Origin of the sequence: Luteibacter aegosomatis, from assembly GCF_023078455.1 — a bacterium.
Classification (GTDB): Bacteria; Pseudomonadota; Gammaproteobacteria; order Xanthomonadales; family Rhodanobacteraceae; genus Luteibacter; species Luteibacter aegosomatis.
The window spans coordinates 1,630,886-1,650,232 of the sequence record NZ_CP095740.1; the positions used below are offsets into that span (position 1 = coordinate 1,630,886).

Consider the following 19,347-nt stretch of genomic DNA (forward strand, 5'->3'; position numbering starts at 1 on the left):
ATCATCGATTTGATAGGGTTCCCTCGTTGCCCGCGTTGCTACTCACACGGTGTCGCAGGCAACCATCGCTCGAAGCGGTGAAGAGCGCAGGGCAGAGGTGGTGGAACACCGTCTGCCCTGCTGACCAAACCAACTCCACTAAAGTTGATTCGGCTATGCGAAATAGTACGCGATTCAAGCGCCCGCCGCTTCCCAGCGGCAGCACCCTCGACGGTTACCGGACTCTCTGGCCACCTGCCAGACGCGGTTGACGAACCGCGGCGTCCGCCGTGTTTGCTGCGACTTTTCTCAGCCGTACGACCCGGCGCGTCAGCGCTCGGTCTGAATCCGGCTGACGCCGCACCCCACTTCCCAACCCCAACGCCCGGCGCCCGGACACGGGCAGGCCGTCGAGCCTCATCGTCTTCGAGCGATGGCTCCGCCCGCGGCGCGCCCGTGACACGGCGTGCCGCACCTCGGCAGCGTCCCTCACGTCACTCCTGCGAAGGCAGGAGCCCAGCGTCTCTCGCTCGTTGATGGCGTGAGGCGCAAGACACTGGATTCCTGCCTTCGCAGGAATGACGGGTAGGAGGGCGTGCAGACGACTGGGTAAGACACCCTTTTTTCTCAAGGAGTACGCAATGGATGAACGCAAAGAGCCCTGGATGCTCGGCAACGGAAGCTATGGCCTCGTGCCCGACGCCACAACCGACGAACTGCTCAACGACGCGACCGAGTGGTTGCAGTACGCCAAGGGTCTCACTGAACTGCTGAGCGAGATGGTCGGTGACTCGGAGATCCTCGATCGTCGTCGCTTGATGCTCGCCATGGGCGCGGTTGGCGTGCTGACCGACATGGGCATGCACTGCGCGATGCAGGCTCATGCGCGCATGCAGTGGGACAAGGTATAGGCGACCCGATCCCATCGACGTGGAACGAGGCTATGGGCTTATGTGGCTCATCTGTCGTGGCTATCCCATTGGCTGCAACGTGTGGGCGAGCCGATGTGGCGTTGTCGCTTACCCGGACGCAAGGCGCTGGGTCCCTGCTTTCGCAGGGACGACGTGAGGGGTAGGTGGTGAGTAAGGCGGCGCTACCGGACAAGGCGCCTCAGTGATCGGAAGGAGCGGTCGGCTGCTGTCCTCGGAGTGCTTCCGGAGAGAGCGAAGGCGGACGAGGACTTAGCGACGAGGGCGGGCGCCTCGCCTCGGTGCCCCGGCTTCAAACGACGACGAAAGAGCGTGCCGCGCTCGACAGTACCCGCTTAAACCGTGAGCCAACCATCCCACACGTCGCCCCTGCAAAGGCAGGGACCCAGCGACTTCCACCCGTCAGTGGCGTGAGGTGCAAGACGCAGGATTCCCGCCTCTGCAGGAATGGCGGGTAGGGGGTGCGCGGATGACCAGGTAGGGTGCGCTTTTTTCTCAAGGACTACGTGATGGACGAACGCAAGAAACCCCGATGCTCCGCAACGGAAGCTCAGGACAGAATGGAGGCGAGCGGCGCGGTGTAGATGTATGCGTTGACGGCTATGCCTGACCAGCCGATGTGGCTTAGCTGATATGACAGTCCATGTAGGAGTTGAATTTCGGATAAGACTTACAGTTCATGATCGATCATGCCACTCAGCATCTGTTCGGGCTGCACGTAAAATGGCGAAGCCGATAACGGCATAGAGTTCAGTGAGGTAGATATGGATAAAGAAATTGTTGTCCCAGATATGCCCTATCAGGCAGGAATTGTAGGACAGGTTTTCGAAATGGGCATGAGCCGGCCGCCGGTATGGATTGAAGTGGTCATGGAAGTGCAGCGTTGGAGCTGACCATCCAAAAATGGGACCTCTACTGAGGTCCCATTTTTTTCAAGGAGTGAAATTGTGATAAGGCACATGAGTTATGCATTGGCGAATTTGCCGAAGCTGGCGCGGTTTCTCAGGTCGTTGGACGAACAGATCATCCTAAGTGATTACGCATCATTTTGGGGTGCGGTAGGCGAATTCGACGAGTTTCTTCGCCAGGACATATGGGATGTATTCTTTGAATCCGCTATAGGAAAGATGCTTGAGGACGCTTCTTTCAAAGGCGGTTCCGATTGGGATGTTCACGGATTCACGGTATGTGATTCGGACAAATTTCATTTTTCCGTAAGATCACCCAAGCTTCCAATGGTGGGCCGTAACGTCGTGGATGGTCCAGATTCGTCCGCTCGCTCGATAGTCTCTAGCATGGCGTCTCCATCCGTTCTCTCGGTCGTGAGCGATGGGCCAATAACATTCAACCGCTTTCGTCTGCCGAGTAATATTGATCTTGATATTTTTGATCCAGCCATTCGTCTCGAGAACCTCGGGAGTGAGGACTTTGAGCCTTGGCGCCGAATCGACGTACATGCTCCTTATGAAACGCTGGAGATTTCGACGCCGCACGCAGGTAAGTGCTGCATCATTGAACTGGAGATGCGGGCATCAGTATCTCAACGGTGGGAGTTCGATCGTGAAACGGGTGAGCCGGTGGGAGCAGTCTTGGTTTCTAGAGAGGCAGTGATCATCCGTTCAATGCTCGAAGAGATTTCGAGATTCAAATACGTAGAAGCTCTCGGGGAAGTCCTGGGCTTACTGGATCACCGGGATTTCAATGTAAGGTGGATGGCGGTGAAGTGTGCATGCGCTTTGGATAGGGATTCTGGAGTCGCTGCGCTTAGACGATGTCTTAATGATCGACATCCGTATATTCGTAATGCATCTTTGTCTACGTTGAATGCTATTGGGGGTTGAATATGACGGTTGAAGTTGATGTCGAGGTGCAGGATCCGATTTCGCTCGCCGAATTTCGATCAAGGGTAATATCGAAGGTTGATCCTTCGGAGCCGGAGTCTCTTTCCGCGATAGCACGCGACCTGGCGGCACTGGCTAGCGATAAACAATTGATGGTCAGAAAAATTGCTGCGGACCTTGCTGGCTGGCGCTCTCCCGAGTTTTCCATGTATTCCGCACAAAGTTGCATTCTGGATAGGTTTGGTCCGTTTACGGTTCGAGCTAACTTGTGGCCTTCGGTCGTTGTCAGTGAGGGCGAGGAAAAAGCACTTTCGTATCATGCATATCATGATCACAACTTTTCTTTCGCCACTGTCAACCTTTACGGTCCCGGGTATAAGACGGATGTCTATGAAAGGGTCGGTGGCGGAGCTATGTGCAACGTGGGAGATAGTGTCGATCTAGTTCATTTGGGCGAGCAACAGCTTTCACCCGGCAAGGTGGTTCTATATCGAAAGGGTGTCGATGTGCATGCGCAGATTCCGCCTTCTAGTCCATCTGCATCGATCAATCTCATTTTGAGCGGCGATGATCTGCCGTTCTTGGACCAATACTACTTTGATCCATCAAGAGAGATGGTTGTCGGGATGGTCGAGAATGTGGTTGCCAAACGCCTTTCAGTGATAAGTCTCGGTAAATTCATCGGGTCCACCCGTTCATTGGAGTCATTGGCCTCCATCTCATCGAGTTTTCCATGCGTTAGAACGCGCGAAGCCGCCGCAAAGTTGGTTGCTCACCTGAATCATTAAGTTCTGAATGGATTGTTATGGATAGGATCGCATGGACGTGAGATTGACTGCGACGCTTGGAGATACGGGGCTTTATCGATGGGTTGCTGGCTTCGCACTCAAGTACTGGCCTACGGGTGTAATCGCTCTTTTAGCCATGGTGGTTGACGCCTGTTGTGCGACGGGATTCGCCAAGACTATCCAGCCAATGATCGATGACGCATTTGCGATCGCTCCGAAGGTTAGCGCTCAGTACATCGCATTTTGCGTGCTTTCCATATTGGCAGTTAGGTCGCTGGCCGGCTACGTCGCTGACGTTGGCATGAGTCGCTTAGGTCGTATGACCGTACGTGACGTTCGGGTTGCGCTGTTTGATGCTTACCTCGACCGGACTGAAGAAGTGGATTCGAGAGATCCCGTTGGCGATCGGGTGTCGAGGGCAGGCTACACAGTGGAACAGGTAGCATTTTCTGTCACCGAGGCGATCAAGGTGGCTGTTCTGGATGGACTTACGGCGATATTTGGCATCGGCTTCATGCTTTATACGAACGTGGTCTTTGCGATGGTTACGTTGGCTCTGATTCCCATATTGGGTGGCGTTATTTTGGTTAGCGGGAAGTTCACCAGGCGCGGAAGCGCCGAGGTGCAGAGTGTGCTGGGCGAGCTTGACTCTTCGGTACTGGAAAGCTCTATCGGGGCGAGGGACATTTGCGTCTACCTCGCAAAGGCAGACCTGCGTGAGCGTTTCATCGGTATCTCCAATCGCTTGTCAGATCTGGGGATCAAGCTTTCGCGTACGGCTTCGGGAGCGAGTGCGTTGGTGCAACTAGTCGGCGGCGTAGCCCTGGCTATCGTCATCTTGCTGGCGTCTGGACGAGATATTCCGGTTGAAGAGCGTATCAGCGCAGGGGAGTTCTTTGCGATTGTTACTGCGATGGGCATCGTGGTGCCTTCACTTCGTCGTCTCGCCAACGTGCATTCTGGGATTCAGAAAGGTTTGGCTGCAGCAGCCGAGCTTCGCGTGATTATCGATTTCAGTCCGCCGAGGCATGGGGATGTTCGACTGGAAGTTGGGGCACATGATGTGCAGTTGAAGCGCGTGTGCTTTGCTTATCCGGATGGCGAAGTGGTACTTCGAAATCTCGACCTTGTCTTTAGAAAGGGGGAGGTGACAGCGCTGGTCGGTGCTTCAGGTAGCGGAAAGTCGACGATACTCGCCCTGGTCGCGGGATTTCGTCAGCCGACGTCCGGGGACGTGTTCATAGCGGGCCGCCCGATGTCGGCTTATAGGACCGAGTCCCTTATGGAGTCGATCTCTTGGGTAGGGCAAGGCGGGGCGCTTTTTACGGGAACGATCAGAGAGAATGTCGCCTTAGGCAGTCTACGTGCTTCGTCGGATGAAGATATTCTGAATGCTTTGGGAGAAGCACATGCTCTGGATTTTGTGTCCTCCCTTCCTGCCGGATTGAATACGCTTTTGGGGCCGGAAGGTATCGATCTTTCGGCTGGGCAAAAGCAGCGAATACTGGTGGCCAGGGCCATTCTTCGTAGGGGCGATTTAGTGCTTCTTGATGAAGTGACTAGTTCCCTCGACCCTGAATCTGAACGGCTTGTTGCGGATGGGCTTCAGCGATTGATGAGGGGTAGGACTTGTATCGTCATCGCTCACAGATTGAAGACGATTCGTCATGCCGATCGAATTGTCGTGTTGAATGACGGGATGATTGTGGAAGATGGCACGCATGCCGACTTAGTTACGCGTGAGGGGGCCTACTCGAGATTGTTTCGAGAAAGCTCGTCGTTAGCCTGAATTCGCTAAAGTATGGAGTCTGCTATGTGCAGTTCGCGACGCGCGGTTGGGAACTTCGTGCAGATAGCGCGTTGGCGATTACCAAGCCTGCAGCATCCTGGTGGCACTGGCCCGGACCGATGTGACGTTTCCGGGTCACGTCGTGCTACCTGTGTCCTCACGTCGCAGCGGTGCGGGCGGGGCGAATCAGGTTTGCGTGTGCATTCGCCACGCCTCGATCGCTTCCACGACACCGATACAATCGGCATAGCGGTTGTACAACGGCGTCGGAGAAAGCCGGATCACGTCGGGCTCGCGCCAGTCGCCGATGACGCCATGGCGTTCCAGGTACGCGAACAGATCACGCCCCGCGTCACGCCCCGCACGCACGCGAACCGACAACTGCGCGCCGCGCTGCGCGGGATCGTTCGGCGTGACGATGTCGAGCACGTCGTCCAGGCGCGTGCGGATGAGCCAATCGAGGTAAGCGGTGAGGCGGCGGCTCTTCGTCGACAGCACGGGCATGCCCGCGCGCCGGAAGACGTCGAGGGAAGCTCGCAGCGGGGCGAGGGCCATGATCGGCGGGTTGGAGAGCTGCCAGCCGTCAGCGCCGGGCGTGGGCACGAAGGTGGGACCCATCTGGAAACGCGTGGCCTTGTCGTGGCCCCACCAGCCCGCGAAGCGCGGTACGTCGGCGTGCGCGTGGCGCTCGTGCACGAAGGCGCCCGCCACCGCACCCGGACCGGCGTTGAGGTATTTGTAGGTGCACCACACGGCGAAGTCGGGGCCGTCGTCGTGCAGGGTCAGCGGCAGGTTGCCCACGGCGTGGGCGAGATCGAATCCGACGACGCAGCCGGCGGCATGACCGAGTGCCACGATGCGAGCGAGGTCGAACACCTGGCCCGTGCGGTACTGCACGCCAGGCAACAGGATCAGCGCCACGCGATGACCATGCTCGGCGATGGCGCGCTCGATGGCCTGCATCGACAGCGTGCCGCCGGGGCCGTCGGGCTGAAGCTCGATCAGGTCGCGGGCCGGATCGAAGCCATGGAAACGCACCTGCGATTCCAGCGCGTAGCGGTCGGTGGGAAACGCCCCGGCCTCCATCAGGATGGCGGGACGTTCCGCCGTCGGCCGGTAGAAGCTCACCATCATCAGGTGCAGGTTCACGCCGAGGGAATTCATCGCGACCACTTCGTGCGGCTGCGCGCCGACCACCTCGGCCATCGTGTCGCGCACGTACTCGTGGTAGTGCATCCACGGCGAACGACCGCGGAAATGGGCCTCGACGGCGAGCGTCGACCAGTCTTCGAGTTCCGCCTGCAAGGCCGCGGCCACGCCCTTCGGTTGCAGGCCCAGCGAGTTGCCGCAGAAGTAGAGGGTGTCGCGCCCGTCGTGCGTGGGGATGTGGAATTCGTCGCGGAAGGTGCGTAGGGGATCGGCGGCGTCCTGGGCGTCGGCCCAGGCGCGCGTGGACTGGAAATCGTTCATGGGCTCAGGATGGCATGCTGGCGGCGACGTCGGCGCAGCCCTTGTCGAAGGTGGCGCTGAACTTCGCGTCGCCGGAAGGACGGATGCAACGCAACTGGATGGCGTAGCCGTTCGCGTAGAAATAGCGTTCGTAGTATTCGAGGCGGACCGTGCCTTCCTTCGCCGAATAGACGTGCTCGGTGGGCATCTTCGCCTTGCCGGGCTTGTATTCGGTCAGGTGGCTGGCGCGGTCGCGGTAGTCCTTGTCGAACTGCTGGAAGACCAGGAGGCTCGGCGCCTTCTGCAAGGTGATCGATACGCGCGCGAGCGTGGCGTCGGCAGCACTGGACCCCGGCACCTGGAAAACCTGCGATTCGGTGTCGCCATCCGACTGCATGATGGACACCCAGGCGTCGGGGACGTGGAAGCGGACGTCGCCGCCGGCCATGGACACGTCGCCGGCGATGGCGGACGTGCCGGCCAGCGCGAGCGCGAAGAAGGGCAGCAGGCGTTTCACTTCAGGTATTCCCCCGGAACGGACTGATCCGCGCATTCTGTCACAAGCCCGGTGCGGCGCCGGGGGCGCGGGTGTGCGCCCCGTCACGCCACGGCGGTGACGGGCTGGAACCTCGTCATCGGCACGCCCAGCCATTCCAGCGCGGTGCCGTGGAACAGGCGCGCCCGCGTGGCGTCGTCCAGCCCGAGGGCGTCGATACCACTGCCCGGCTCCTGCTCGCCGAGGGGGAAGGGATAATCCGTGCCCAACATCACGCGGTCGCTGCCGACGGTGGCGAGCAGATAACGGAGGGCCTCGTCGTCGTGCACGCACGAGTCGAAGTAGAGCCGGGAGAAATACTCCCGGGGATTGCGTGCGTTGTCGGTGGCGACGATGTCCGGTCGCATCCGGAAGCCGTGCTCGATGCGGCCGATGGAATAGGGAAAGCTGCCGCCGCCATGGGCGAGCATCACCTTCAGCGCGGGCAGGCGTTCGAGCACGCCGCCGAAGATGAGCGCGCAGGCCGCCCGCGACTGTTCGGCCGGCATGCCGACGAGCCAGGGCAGCCAGTACTTGGGCATGCTTTCGGCGCCCATCATGTCCCAGGGGTGCACGAGCACCGCCGCGCCGAGGTCGGCGGCCGCCTCGAAGAAGGGGAACAGTTCGGGGGCATCGAGGTTCCACGCGTTGCAGTGCGAGCCGATCTGCACGCCTTGCAGGCCCAGTTCGCCGATGCAGCGTTCCATCTCGCGGATGGCGAGATCGGGGGCCTGCAGGGGCACGGTGCCGATGCCCGCATAGTGGCGCGGGTGCGCCTCGCAGATATCGGCCATGTCGTCGTTGAGATGGGTGTGCAGTTCCAGCGCGTGATGGCCCTTGGCCCAGTACGAGAACATCACCGGCACGGTGGAAATCACCTGCACGCCCACGCCGAAGCGGGCGTAGTCGGCCGTGCGAAGCACCGGGTCGAACGCCGACTCCCAGACTTCGCGGAAGAATTTGCCGTCTTTGTAGATGCGATGGCGACCGTCGGTGTGGGTCATCACCGGGAAGCGCGGATCGCCGTGGCGGGCCGCCAGATCGGGCCAGTCGCGGGGCAGGATGTGCGCGTGGGTGTCGATCTTGAGCATGGGGCCGAGTGTAGGGCCGCAGGTCTTTCGATGCCTCTGGCGCTGCAGCAATCGTGCGTTCGCCGATGCGATCGGCTCCCACCCTTCGGTAGGAGCGTTGCTACCGAAGGGTGGGAGCCGATCGTATCGGCGAAAAGGGCGTCAGGCCGGGGCGACGCTCCGCCGGGTCACCACGTGCGCGATGGTGTCGACGTTGTCGGTCAGCCGGTCGGTCAGCCGCCCCACGGCCTCGGCCAGTTCGCGATCTTTCACCCGCGACAGCGCCTCGAACAGCGCACGCTGGTGTTCGCGCAGGGTCGGCGGAACGGCGACGCCCTCGGCCCGGGTCAGGGCTTCGGCCTGGCGGCGCAGTTCGTTCGAGGCTTCGCGGATGAACGGCCCCACGTGGCTCCATTCGGCAGGCACCTCCCCGGCGTCGATCAGGGCTTCCAGCGTCATCGCGGTACGTGCCACGCGGTTGCCGTTGGCGTAGAGCGTTTCGGCCAGCTCCTGCAGCACGGCGGGCGTGCCGGGCTCGGCGCGCATGCGCTCGACCGACGCCAGGGCATTGGTGCGCGCCGTGCGCGTGGCCATGCGTACCTCGTGGCGCCGCCCACGGTCGGCGGGACCGGCCAGCGCGTCGAGGTAATCGGCGTAGGCGCCGAGCATGTCGGACAAGGCGCTGCGCGCGCGGTGGCGTTCCCACGATGGCCACAGCACGTAGGCGATCAAGGCCAATCCGCTGCCCAGCGCGGTGTTGAGCACGCGATCGAACATGGCCGCGTTGGAATCGACACCCTCGAAGGAAAGCAACACCACCACGGTGCCCGTGAGTGCCGTCACCGCGATGCCGTAATGCGCACCGGCGAGGTAGCGGAACGCCACGCAGAGCACGCCCATCAGGAAGATGTGCGCCCAGGCGGCGTCGGGCGTGAGGCGCAGCAGGAGGGTGGTCAGCACCAGGCCCAGCACGGTGCCGACCACGCGCAGCAGGCCGAAGTTGAAGGTGGCGGCGAAGTCGGGGCGCAAGACGATGGCCGCCGTCATCGGCAGCCAGTAGCCGTGGGGCAGGTCGAAATGACGCGACAGCACGAAGGCCAGCGTGAGCACCACGGCGCAGCGCACCGCGTGGCGGAAGGCGACCGAACCGGGGGTGATGTTGGCGCGGAGAGTGGCCAGCGCCGAGGCGCTGCGCAAGGTTTCCGGTAGCGCCGTCTCGGCGCGCTGCGCGCGTTCCTCGCCGCGGCTGCCGGCCCAGTTGGCGTTGCGGACGACGGCGGCGAGCTGGCCCGACAGGGCCTGGATGTGCGCGGTGAGCCCCATGCCGGTGACGCCCGCGAGCAGGGCACGCTCGCTGGCCTGCAAGGTGGCCAGTGCCCGTTCCGCGCGTTGCGGCGGTTCGGCGGCATCGATCGCTTCGGCCACCGCCGTGAGCACGCGGGCGGCGTCGTTGCGGAACATCTCGCCCATGCCGTCGCGGCGCGTTTCCAGCTCGGCCATGGCGATGAGTTCGAGGCGGATGCGTTCGGCCAACTCCAGCAGCACGCGAAACGCTTCCATCGCGCGGCCGTGCGCGTGGTGGCGGCCGAGCAGGGTGTCCTGCAGCACGTTCATGGCGTCGCTCAGGCCGGGCGCCTCGCCATCCTTCTGCGGCTTGCGGGCCAGGTCGGCGAGGCCGCGATACACCGCGGCGAGCGCGGTGCGCTCGGGTCGGTAGCGTTGCAGGGGCCACGCGGCGATGGAAAACATCGCCAGCAACATGCCGCCGGCGAAGATCAGCAGGCCGCCGGACAGCGCATGCGCGAAGTCGGTCGGCGTGGCCGCCGTGATCACGAGCAGCAGCATGCTGGTCATGCCCACGCGGGCGATGTCCGGGCCGAACACCACGAGCAGGCCGCCGAAGAAACCGCAGGCGATGCACGCTAGGCTCATCGGTAGGATGAGATCGCCGATGAGGAATCCCACCAGCGACGCGGCGCCAGCCGCGAGCGCCGCGAGGAAGAGGCGGATGAGGCGTTGCTGGTACGGGCCGGGCTGGTCCGAGAACATCGTGTCGAGCGCGCCGGCGGCGATGCCGATGCCCACCTGCGGATGACCGGCGTAGATGCCGATCGCCAGGGGGAGTACCACGGCGGCCGTGTTGCGCAGGGCGACGCGCATGGGTACGTCGGGACGCTTCGTCCGGATCAGCGTGTCGATGACGCTGGCGCGGAGCGAGTAGCCGTTGCTCATGATCGGGAAGGGTTCATCCGTTGAGCGGACGATTGTGCCCGACGCTTGCTGACTGGACGGCGAGCGGAAGCGCGGGACGGAAAACCCGGTGGTTTTCCGTCCCGCACGGCTTACGAGGCCCGGCCGGCGAATTCGCCGGTGACGGTGTTCACCCAGACCTTTTCGTCGTTGGTGATGTATTCCGGCACCTGGATCTCGATGCCGGTGTTGAGCTTGGCCGGCTTGGTGCGCTTGGTGGCGCTGGCGCCCTTGAGTTCGGGGGCGGTGTCGACCACGGTGAGCACGACGCTGGTGGGCACCTGCAGCCCGACCGGCGCATCGTCGATCACCTGCACGTAGTAGCCCTCGGCGTCTTCCACGATGTAGCCGGCGTTGTCGCCGACCACGGCCGCATCGAGGATGTACTGGGTGTAGTCCTCGTCGTCCATGAAGACGAACGCGTCGCCGTCCATGTACGAGAACTTGGCCTGGCGGCGGGCGAGCTCGACTTCCTTGAGGTCGTCGTCGGCGCGCAGGCTGAGGTCGAACTTGCGGTTGCCCGGGATCGAGTACAGCGTGAACCGGAAGGTCACGTTGCCGCCGCGTGCGGTGGGCGCGCTGCGTTCGATGTCGCGGACCTGGTAGACGGTACCGTCGTTCTCGACGACGTTACCCTTTTTCACTTCGGATGCTTTCATGGCGTCGATGCCGTAAGGGTGGTGGGAATCACTTCGGGGCGAGGCGCACGGCGCCGTCGAGGCGGATCGTCTCGCCGTTGATGTAGCGGTTGGCGAGGATGAATGCCACCAGTTCGGCGAACTCCTCGGGTTTGCCCAGGCGAGACGGGAAGGGGATCGAGGCCGACAGCGACTCCTGCACCTGCGGCGGCATGCCGTCGACCATCGGCGTCCAGAAGATGCCCGGCGCGATGGTGTTCACGCGGATGCCGAAACGCGACAGCTCGCGCGCCATGGGCAGGGTCATGCCGACCACGCCGCCCTTGGATGCGGAGTAGGCGGCCTGGCCGATCTGGCCTTCGTACGCGGCCACGGAGGCGGTGTTGACGATGACGCCGCGCTCGCCGTCGTCGCCCGCCGCGTTGCCCTGCATGACCTGGGCGGCCGCCTTGGCGACGTTGAAGCTGCCCACGAGGTTGACCATCACGGTGGTGGCGAAGGTCGACAGCGGCATCGGGCCTTCCTTGCCGAGCACGCGGCCCGCGCCGAGGATGCCCGCGCAGTTCACTACGACGTTGAGGCCACCCATCGCTTCGCTGGCGGCGGCCACGTTGGCGGCCACGCCTTCTTCGGAGGTGACGTCGGTGCGCTGGAAGCTGGCGCGTGCGCCGAGCGCGGTCGCGGCGGCGTGGCCCTTCTCCTCGTTGACGTCGAAGAGCGCCACATGGGCGCCGGCGGCGACGAGACGCTGGGCGACTGCGTGGCCGAGACCGGAGGCGCCGCCGGTGATGACGGCCTTGACCTGTTCGAGCTGCATGGAGACTCCGCTGATGCTTGGGCAAAGAGGCCCAGTTTAGCCGACGCGGCCGTGGCTCGATGTGGCGGCGCGGCATTTCGCCGATACGATCGGCTCCCACCCCTTCGGTAGAAAGGTCGCTACCGAAGGGGTGGGAGCCGATCGTATCGGCGAATCAAGGCCGCAGCAGATCGTCCAGGCCGCCCGCGGCGGCGAGCTCGGCGAACGGCACCACCGGTGTCGGCGGCACGGCGGGCTCGCTCATGAACTTGCTCCACACGCCCACGTCCCACCATCGGCCGAGCTTGTAGCCGGCCTTAGGCCAGACGCCGGCGGGGGTGAAGCCCATGGCTTCGTGCATGGCGACGCTGGTCTCGCCGGGAAGCGTGATGACGCCCACGGCCTGGTTGATGCCTTGTCGCGCCATGACCTCGAGCAGCGTGCCGTAGAGGCGCTTGGCGATGCCGCGGCGACGGGCCTTCTCGTGCACGTAGATCGAGGTTTCCGCGATCCAGTCGTAGGCCGCCCGCTCACGGAAACGGCCCGCGTAGGCATAGGCCAGCACCTCGCCGTATTCTTCCCACACCAACCATGGGTGGTTGGCCAGGCGCGCGCGGATGCGTCCGCGCATGGCGTCTTCACCGGGCAATTCGGTTTCGAACGTGATCGCGCTGGTTTCGACGACCGGGGCGTAGATGGCATGGCAGGCGGCGGCGTCGGCCTCGGTGGCGATGCGGATCACAGGGTCTTTTCCATGAAGATGCTGTTGGCGTTGGCGCGATGGTCGCCGAAGGGCGGGCAGCGGCGATAGCCCGCGCGTTCGTAGAGCTCGATCGATTCGGTCTGCGCGGTACCGGTTTCGAGTTTCACCGTCCGCGCGCCGGTGCGGCGCACCTGCTGCTCGAGGGCTTCGAGCATCTGCTTGCCCAGGCCCATGCCGCGGCAGGCGGGCAGCACGTACATGTAGTTGAGCTCCACGTAATCGCCGCGGTCGATGCTCGCGCCGCAGGCCAGCGGCGTGCCGTCCACGCGCGCGGTCATGAAGGTGACGTGCGGACGTTGCAGGCTGTCGACGGTGACCGACGGCGGCACGGGAGGATGGCGGTCGAGGTCCGACAGATAGCCGTGCAGTTGTTCGATGAGCGGCAGCACGTCGGGCTTGCCCGGGTCGTCGATGGCGAAGGTCAGCGAGGGAGGCGAGGGTGCCACGACGAGATCGCCGTCGTTGAGGCCGCGAAGGTAGAAACGATCGCAGCTGAAATGGCCGGTGCCGCCCATCGGGGCGTCGATGCGGGTGAAGCCGTGGCGCTGGTAGAGCGCCTGCGCCGCGTCCATGCCGGTGAGGGTCTCGAGGTAGCAGCGCGAGAAGCCGGCACGCCGTGCGGCATCGAGGCACAGGCGCATGAGCTTCGACGCCGCCCCCGTGCCGCGCGCCTCGGGCAGGAAATACATCTTGCGCAGCTCGCAGGTTTCGTCGTCGCCGCCTTCCAGCGGCGCGATGCCGGCACCGCCGACCACGCGGCCGTCCTTTTCGACGACGAAGTAGGCGCGACGCGCCACGGCGTAGGCGGCGGACATCGTGTCCACTTCGGGATCGTGGAGGGCGAAGCCGGGACCATCGGCGCCGAATTCGGGCATGACGGTGCGGATGACGGCGGCGACCTGGGCGTCGTCGCGGGGTTCGATGGGGCGGAGGGTGAGTTCGGCGGGCATGGCGACGATGCTGCCATGGAAGGTGGGTATATCGCGACCTTGTTTCGCCGATGCGATCGGCTCCCACCCCTTCGGTAGAAAGTTCGCTACCGAAGGGGTGGGAGCCGATCGTATCGGCGAATGCCTCAGGCCGCCGTGCGCGCCCGCGTCACCCGGCTCGCCGTTTCCTTCATCAGCCGCGCCGCCAGCCATGCCCCGGTCTCGACGAGCCGGTCGAGATCGACGCCGGTGGTCATGCCCATGCCATGCAGCATGTAGACCACGTCTTCGCTGGCCACGTTGCCCGTGGCGCCCTTGGCGTAAGGGCAGCCGCCCGTGCCGGACACGGCGCTGTCGACCACGCGTACGCCTTCTTCCAGGCAGGCGAGGATGTTCGCGAGGGCCTGCCCGTAGGTGTCGTGGAAATGCACGGCGAGATCGGCCATGGGCACCTCCGCGGCGACGGCGCGAAGCATCGCGCGCGCTTTCGCCGGCGTGCCGACGCCGATGGTGTCGCCCAGCGAGATCTCGTGGCAGCCGAGTTCGTGCAGGCGCCTGGCGACGCGGACCACGTCACCGACCGGCACCTCGCCCTGGTAGGGGCAGCCCAGCACCGTCGAGACGTAACCGCGCACGGCCACGCCGTCGACGCGGGCGCGTTCGAGCACGGGAACGAAACGATCGATCGATTCGTCGATCGAAGCGTTGACGTTCTTGCGGTTGAAGGCTTCCGACGCGGCCGTGAATACGGCGACCTCGGTGGCGCCGACCTCGCGTGCCCGCTCGTAACCCTGGAGGTTGGGCACGAGCACGGGATAGACCACGCCCGGTGCCTTGCGGATGCCCGCGAACACCTCGGCCGCGTCGGCCAGCTGCGGTACCCACTTCGGGCTGACGAAGCTGGTGGCCTCGATGGTGGCCAGGCCGGTAGCCGAGAGGCGGTCGATCAGCTCGATCTTCACCGCCGTCGGCAGCATGGCCTTTTCGTTCTGCAGGCCGTCGCGCGGGCCGACTTCGACGATGCGTACGTGGTGGGACATGGCGGCTCCGTTCATGCCGGTTCGGCGAAGCGGACGAGCACGCTGTCGGCGTCCACGAAATCGCCCTGCGCGGCGGATATCGACTCGATGGTGCCGGCGCGTGGCGCCTTCAAGGCGAGTTCCATCTTCATGGCTTCCATCACCAGCAGTTCCTGGCCTTCTTCCACCGTATCGCCCGGCGCGGCGCGCACCAGCACGATGCGTCCCGGCATCGGTGCCACGACGTGGTGGGCGCCAGCGCCTTCCGCGCCCGCCCAGGCATAGGCCGGGGCGCGTTCGAAGGTCCAGCGGTGTCCCCGTTCGTCGTGCAGGCGCACGCGCGAGGCGCGCATCGCCATCGGCAGGCGGCGGGCACGATCGTCGAAGCGCGCCGAAAGGGTGCCGTCGACGATCCGGGCACCCGACACGGTGCACGTGGCTTCGCCGTGGCGCAGCACGTAGTGGCCGTCGTGGCCATGCGCTTCGATCTCGTGGCGTACGTCGCCTTCCATCAGTGCCATCACCCGCTTGCCCGGATGGCCGATGCGCCATGCGTCGGCCGCGGCCCAGGGCGAGTGCGGGTCGCCGGCGGGAGCGTCGTGCGTGGCCTCGTCGGCCAGGAGCAACGCCACGGCGGCGAAGCGCTCGGTATCGTCCGCGCGCGCGTCGCCGGCGAGGAATTCGTCGAGATGACGGTCGAGGTATCCCGTGTCGATGCGGCCTTCCACCACGACCGGATGGCGGGCCAGGCGTTCGAGGAAGGCCACGTTGGACTTCGGTCCGACGATGTCGGTGCACGCCAGCGCGTCGCGCAGGCGTTGCAGGGCCGAGTCGCGGTCGGTGTCGTGAACGATGAGCTTGGCGATCATCGGATCGTAGAAGATCGTGACCGTATCGCCGGCCACCACGCCGCCGTCGAGACGCACGTGGCGCGACGGTGCAGGCAGGTCGAGCGCCAGCAGCTTGCCCGATCCGGGAAGGAAGTTGGCCTCCGGGTCTTCGGCGTAGAGGCGCACTTCGATGGCGTGCCCGCTCGCGCGGATGTCGTCCTGCGACAGGGGCAGGGGTTCGCCCGAGGCGACGCGCAATTGCCATTCCACGAGGTCGAGCCCGAGGGTCTCCTCGGTGACCGGATGCTCCACCTGGAGGCGGGTGTTCATTTCCATGAAGAAGAATTCCCCGTCCTGGCCGACGATGAACTCCACGGTGCCCGCGCCCACGTAATCCACCGCGCGGGCGGCGGCGACGGCGGCTTCGCCCATGCGTTTGCGCCGTGCCGCGTCGAGGAACGGCGAGGGCGTTTCTTCCAGCACCTTCTGGTAGCGCCGTTGCGCGGAACATTCGCGCTCGTTGAGATGGATGATGTTGCCCTGCGTATCGCCGAACACCTGGAACTCGATGTGGCGCGGATGATCCACGTAGCGTTCGAGGATCACCCGGGTGTCGCCGAAGGCGTTCGCCGCCTCGCGTTGCGCGGAAGCCAGCGCCTCGGCGAAGGACGCGGCATCGCGCACGATGCGCATGCCCTTGCCGCCGCCGCCGGCGGCCGCCTTGATCATCAGAGGAAAGCCGGTGCGCTCCGCCTCGGTGGCGAGGCGCGCGGGATCCTGGTCGTCGCCGTGATAGCCCGGTACGAGAGGCACGGCGTGCCGTTCCATCAACGCCTTGGCCGCGGCCTTGGAGCCCATGGCGTCGATGCTTTCCGGGCGCGGGCCGATGAAGGCGATGCCGGCAGCCGCGCAGGCACGGGCGAAATCGGTGTTCTCCGAGAGGAAGCCGTAACCCGGGTGGATGGCTTGAGCCCCCGTCCTGCGCGCTACCTCGATGATCGCGTCGCCGCGCAGGTAGGACTCGGCCGGACGCGGGCCGCCGATGGGCCAGGCCTCGTCGGCGAGACGCACGTGCTGCGCGTCGGCGTCGGCACTGGAATACACGGCCACGGTGCGGATGCCGAGGCGGCGGCAGGTCCGGATCACGCGGCAGGCGATCTCGCCGCGGTTGGCGATGAGAATGCAGTCGAACATGCGGCTCCCGGCGGTGCGAAGTAGGGCGGTGGGGAACCGTGAAAATTAACAGAATCCGCCGCCCTGGCGGGTTGCGGCGCAGCATCGCGGAGGCCCGGATTTGCAGTGAGGGGACGTGTCCCCTAGCCTTGGAGGTCCGCCGGGCTTCCCTTGCCTGGTCTTTCCCCAAGCAAAGCGAGAATTTCATGCAGATCGCCGACCGCCACGTCGTTTCCTTCCATTACACGCTGACCGACGACCAGGGCACTGTCATCGACAGTTCGGAAGGTCGTGAGCCGCTGGCCTACATCCATGGCGAAGGCCACATCGTGCCGGGCCTGGAGAAGGAACTCACCGGCAAGCAGGCCGGCGACAAGCTCAAGGTCGACGTGGCCCCCGAAGAGGGCTACGGCGTGCGCCACGACGAACTGGTGCAGGTCGTGCCGCGTGCCGCCTTCCAGGGCGTGGAAGACCTCCAGCCCGGCATGCAGTTCCAGGGCCGCAACGACCAGGGCAGCATCAACGTCACGGTGAGCAAGATCGAAGGCGACAACGTCACCGTCGACGGCAACCACCCGCTGGCGGGCCAGACGCTGCATTTCGACGTCGAGATCACCAACGTGCGCGAAGCGACCGACGACGAGCTGTCGCACGGCCACGTGCACGGTGAGGGTGGCCACCACCACTGAGGGTTGCGCTTCGCGGAATCGCGGACAGGGTCCGCTCCCGTCCTCCGGTAGGGTTTCCCGCTACCGGGGGTGGGAGCGGACCCTGTCCGCTATCGAGGCTCCCTCAGTACCAGTCGAGCAACGACACGCCCACGCCCAGATACGAGGCCCGGTGGTTGTAGTCGATCAGGCTTTCGCCGTACCCGTTGAAAGCCTCGAGGTAACCGCGCAGGTTGCCCACCAGCGGGAAGCTCCAGGTGAAACGCAGCGAGCCGTGCGAGCGATCGCCCGTGCGGAAGGAATGCCGGGCGGCGAGGGCGAATTCATTGCGTCCCAGCTCGTGCACCACCTGGATCTCGCCACGCCCCATGTAATCCTGGATGTCGGGGTTGTCGTCGTTCTTGCGTTCTTCGGGAATGCGCCACCACGGGCGGAGCATGATCGTCCATCCCTCGCGTTCGAGACCGATGTCGGCCACCACGCGGTTCCAGCTGCGCGATAGCGGGTCGGCGCGGCCGTTCGACTGGTGGTTGACGCCGATGCTCGCCAACCGGCCCGTCCATCCGAGGATCTCGTAGTTCGTGGCGAAGACCAGCAGCGCCTCGGGTTCGTAGTTGGTTTCGCGGAACGGACGCGAGTTGTCCTTGTTGTAGACCTGCCAGCGGGACGACTGGGTGTAGCCCACCCACAGGTCGCCGTTGTCGCCGAACAGGTTCTCGCCGATCTTCGTCTTCAGCGAAATCTGGAATTTCGCCTCCACGCGATCGAGATCCTGCGGCGTGGTCACCGCGTGGCCCGGTGCCGGGCTGTGTGGCGTGGTGTTCTGTTTCGATGCCGCGAAGAAGGGCAGCACGTAGGTGGGCCGGTAACCGCGCAGGTTGAACGTGCCCAGCTTGGATTCGGGCGAAAGCTCCCACCGGCTGTCGAGCAGGGAAAGCGGACGGGCGACGTCCTTCGAATCGCGCGTGGCCAGGTCGACGCTCACCGAGTTCGCCTTGTCGTCGGTTCTCTTGGCCGCCTGCGACATCTGCGTGCGGCCCACGGCCTTGTCGTAACACAGCAGGCGCTGCGAATCGGTTTCGATGGCCGAGCACGCACGGATATCCATGGGGCTTGGATTCTGAGCGAAGGCGGCGCTCGCGTGCAGTGCGCAGGCGCCCAGCGCGCCGGCCACGGTAAGACGTTTCATGCGGTCACTCCCTGGTTCTGGCCTCTATGGCCAGAGGGGCGGAAGTGTATCCGCTGCCCATGTGTGAAAAACGTGCAGTGGCGACGTTATCGAAGTGCGGAGGGCATCGCTGCCCTCCGCACGGCACGTCGTTTTAGTGGCCTGCGCCGGAATGCGCGACCCACTTGGTGTATTCGGCCTTGCTGATCTTGCCGTCACGGTTGGAATCGGCGTACTGGAAGTCGTTCGCCAGCAGCGGATACTGCGACGCCTGCTCGGGCGTAATGGACGACTTGCCCCCCGACAGCGTCGCCCAATCGGGCGCCGGACCCGCCGGTTTCGCCGGCGCGGGGCCGCTGTTGACGGTCACCTGGCCCTGCGGCGTATTCATCGGCGCACCGGATGTCGTGCCGGATTCCATGCCACCGGGCGGCGGAGGCGGCGGGGGCGGCGCATTGGACGCCGGGGGCGGCATGCTCGGATCGGGGGCCTGCGTCGTCGCCGGCGGCACGCCGTGGGTCGGCGGCGGCGGGGGCATGTCGGCCGGAGACGCCGGCGGAGGCATGGCGCCCGGCGGCGGCGGCGTGGCTTCACCCGGCGGCGGAGGCGGGACCTGCTGGGACGGTGCCGGCGGCGGTACCTGGGCGAATGCCGCACCTGCCAGCAGCAGCGAAGCGCCGAAGGCTACGGCGCGAACTTGGTTCTTCATGGACAGCCTCCTTCGTTGTCGTGA

Annotated in this window: 18 protein-coding genes and 1 pseudogene; 6 read left to right on the forward strand and 13 right to left on the reverse strand. The window is 64.5% G+C overall.

What is annotated here, in order from left to right:
* The first annotated feature begins 620 nt into the window (after nt 1-620).
* From L2Y94_RS07565 to L2Y94_RS07580, 5 genes are all read left to right on the forward strand, one after another.
* Nucleotides 621-890, forward strand: a complete 270-nt coding sequence (locus L2Y94_RS07565; RefSeq protein WP_247374108.1) for a hypothetical protein — start codon at nt 621-623, stop codon at nt 888-890.
* A gap of 782 nt (nt 891-1,672) precedes the next feature.
* Entirely contained in the window at nt 1,673-1,801 is a 129-nt protein-coding gene (locus L2Y94_RS21245) for a hypothetical protein (RefSeq protein ID WP_256452166.1), read from the forward strand.
* Between the two features lie 66 nt (nt 1,802-1,867).
* Nucleotides 1,868-2,749, forward strand: coding sequence for a HEAT repeat domain-containing protein (locus L2Y94_RS07570; protein ID WP_247374109.1), 882 nt, complete (start codon nt 1,868-1,870; stop codon nt 2,747-2,749).
* Nucleotides 2,750-2,751: 2 nt separating this feature from the next.
* The gene (locus L2Y94_RS07575; protein WP_247374110.1) at nt 2,752-3,537 is read left to right on the forward strand and encodes a hypothetical protein; all 786 of its coding nucleotides are present in this window, start codon (nt 2,752-2,754) and stop codon (nt 3,535-3,537) included.
* A 31-nt stretch (nt 3,538-3,568) separates the two neighbouring features.
* On the forward strand, nt 3,569-5,326 hold the full coding sequence (locus L2Y94_RS07580; RefSeq protein WP_247374111.1) for an ABC transporter ATP-binding protein: 1,758 nt from the start codon (nt 3,569-3,571) through the stop codon (nt 5,324-5,326).
* A 186-nt stretch (nt 5,327-5,512) separates the two neighbouring features.
* On the opposite strand, the gene kynU is transcribed toward L2Y94_RS07580, so the two are convergent.
* From kynU to L2Y94_RS07635, 11 genes and pseudogenes are all read right to left on the reverse strand, one after another.
* Nucleotides 5,513-6,796, reverse strand: a complete 1,284-nt coding sequence (gene kynU, locus L2Y94_RS07585) for a kynureninase (protein WP_247374112.1) — start codon at nt 6,794-6,796, stop codon at nt 5,513-5,515.
* 4 nt (nt 6,797-6,800) lie between these two features.
* Nucleotides 6,801-7,292, reverse strand: a complete 492-nt coding sequence (locus L2Y94_RS07590) for a hypothetical protein (RefSeq protein ID WP_247374113.1) — start codon at nt 7,290-7,292, stop codon at nt 6,801-6,803.
* Between the two features lie 83 nt (nt 7,293-7,375).
* Nucleotides 7,376-8,401 (reverse strand): amidohydrolase family protein, encoded by a 1,026-nt coding sequence (locus tag L2Y94_RS07595; RefSeq protein ID WP_247374114.1) that lies wholly within the window; start codon nt 8,399-8,401, stop codon nt 7,376-7,378.
* A 141-nt stretch (nt 8,402-8,542) separates the two neighbouring features.
* A complete protein-coding gene (locus L2Y94_RS07600) occupies nt 8,543-10,615 on the reverse strand; it encodes an FUSC family protein (RefSeq protein ID WP_247375165.1) in 2,073 nt (690 codons plus the stop codon).
* 107 nt (nt 10,616-10,722) lie between these two features.
* Nucleotides 10,723-11,289 carry an elongation factor P-like protein EfpL gene (gene efpL, locus L2Y94_RS07605; protein WP_144910855.1) on the reverse strand — a complete coding sequence of 189 codons (567 nt, stop codon included), beginning with the start codon at nt 11,287-11,289 and terminating at the stop codon, nt 10,723-10,725.
* A gap of 28 nt (nt 11,290-11,317) precedes the next feature.
* On the reverse strand, nt 11,318-12,085 hold the full coding sequence (locus tag L2Y94_RS07610; protein WP_247374115.1) for an SDR family oxidoreductase: 768 nt from the start codon (nt 12,083-12,085) through the stop codon (nt 11,318-11,320).
* A gap of 154 nt (nt 12,086-12,239) precedes the next feature.
* Entirely contained in the window at nt 12,240-12,806 is a 567-nt protein-coding gene (locus L2Y94_RS07615) for a GNAT family N-acetyltransferase (protein WP_247374117.1), read from the reverse strand.
* Complete coding sequence (locus tag L2Y94_RS21390) at nt 12,803-13,105, reverse strand: GNAT family N-acetyltransferase (RefSeq protein ID WP_247375167.1); 303 nt, start codon at nt 13,103-13,105, stop codon at nt 12,803-12,805. The genes L2Y94_RS07615 and L2Y94_RS21390 overlap by 4 nt, the downstream gene beginning before the upstream one ends.
* A 186-nt stretch (nt 13,106-13,291) precedes the next feature.
* Nucleotides 13,292-13,777, reverse strand: a pseudogene (locus L2Y94_RS07625) (GNAT family N-acetyltransferase); the annotation flags it as partial.
* Between the two features lie 125 nt (nt 13,778-13,902).
* On the reverse strand, nt 13,903-14,796 hold the full coding sequence (locus tag L2Y94_RS07630; protein ID WP_247374119.1) for a hydroxymethylglutaryl-CoA lyase: 894 nt from the start codon (nt 14,794-14,796) through the stop codon (nt 13,903-13,905).
* 11 nt (nt 14,797-14,807) lie between these two features.
* Entirely contained in the window at nt 14,808-16,799 is a 1,992-nt protein-coding gene (locus tag L2Y94_RS07635) for an acetyl/propionyl/methylcrotonyl-CoA carboxylase subunit alpha (protein ID WP_247374121.1), read from the reverse strand.
* 185 nt (nt 16,800-16,984) lie between these two features.
* Here L2Y94_RS07635 and L2Y94_RS07640 point away from each other — a divergent pair, with 185 nt between their 5' ends.
* Complete coding sequence (locus L2Y94_RS07640) at nt 16,985-17,467, forward strand: FKBP-type peptidyl-prolyl cis-trans isomerase (protein WP_247374123.1); 483 nt, start codon at nt 16,985-16,987, stop codon at nt 17,465-17,467.
* Between the two features lie 103 nt (nt 17,468-17,570).
* On the opposite strand, the gene L2Y94_RS07645 is transcribed toward L2Y94_RS07640, so the two are convergent.
* Both L2Y94_RS07645 and L2Y94_RS21255 read right to left on the reverse strand, forming a co-directional pair.
* Entirely contained in the window at nt 17,571-18,635 is a 1,065-nt protein-coding gene (locus L2Y94_RS07645) for a phospholipase A (protein WP_247374125.1), read from the reverse strand.
* 133 nt (nt 18,636-18,768) lie between these two features.
* Nucleotides 18,769-19,323, reverse strand: coding sequence for a hypothetical protein (locus L2Y94_RS21255; RefSeq protein WP_256452167.1), 555 nt, complete (start codon nt 19,321-19,323; stop codon nt 18,769-18,771).
* Nucleotides 19,324-19,347 lie beyond the last annotated feature (24 nt).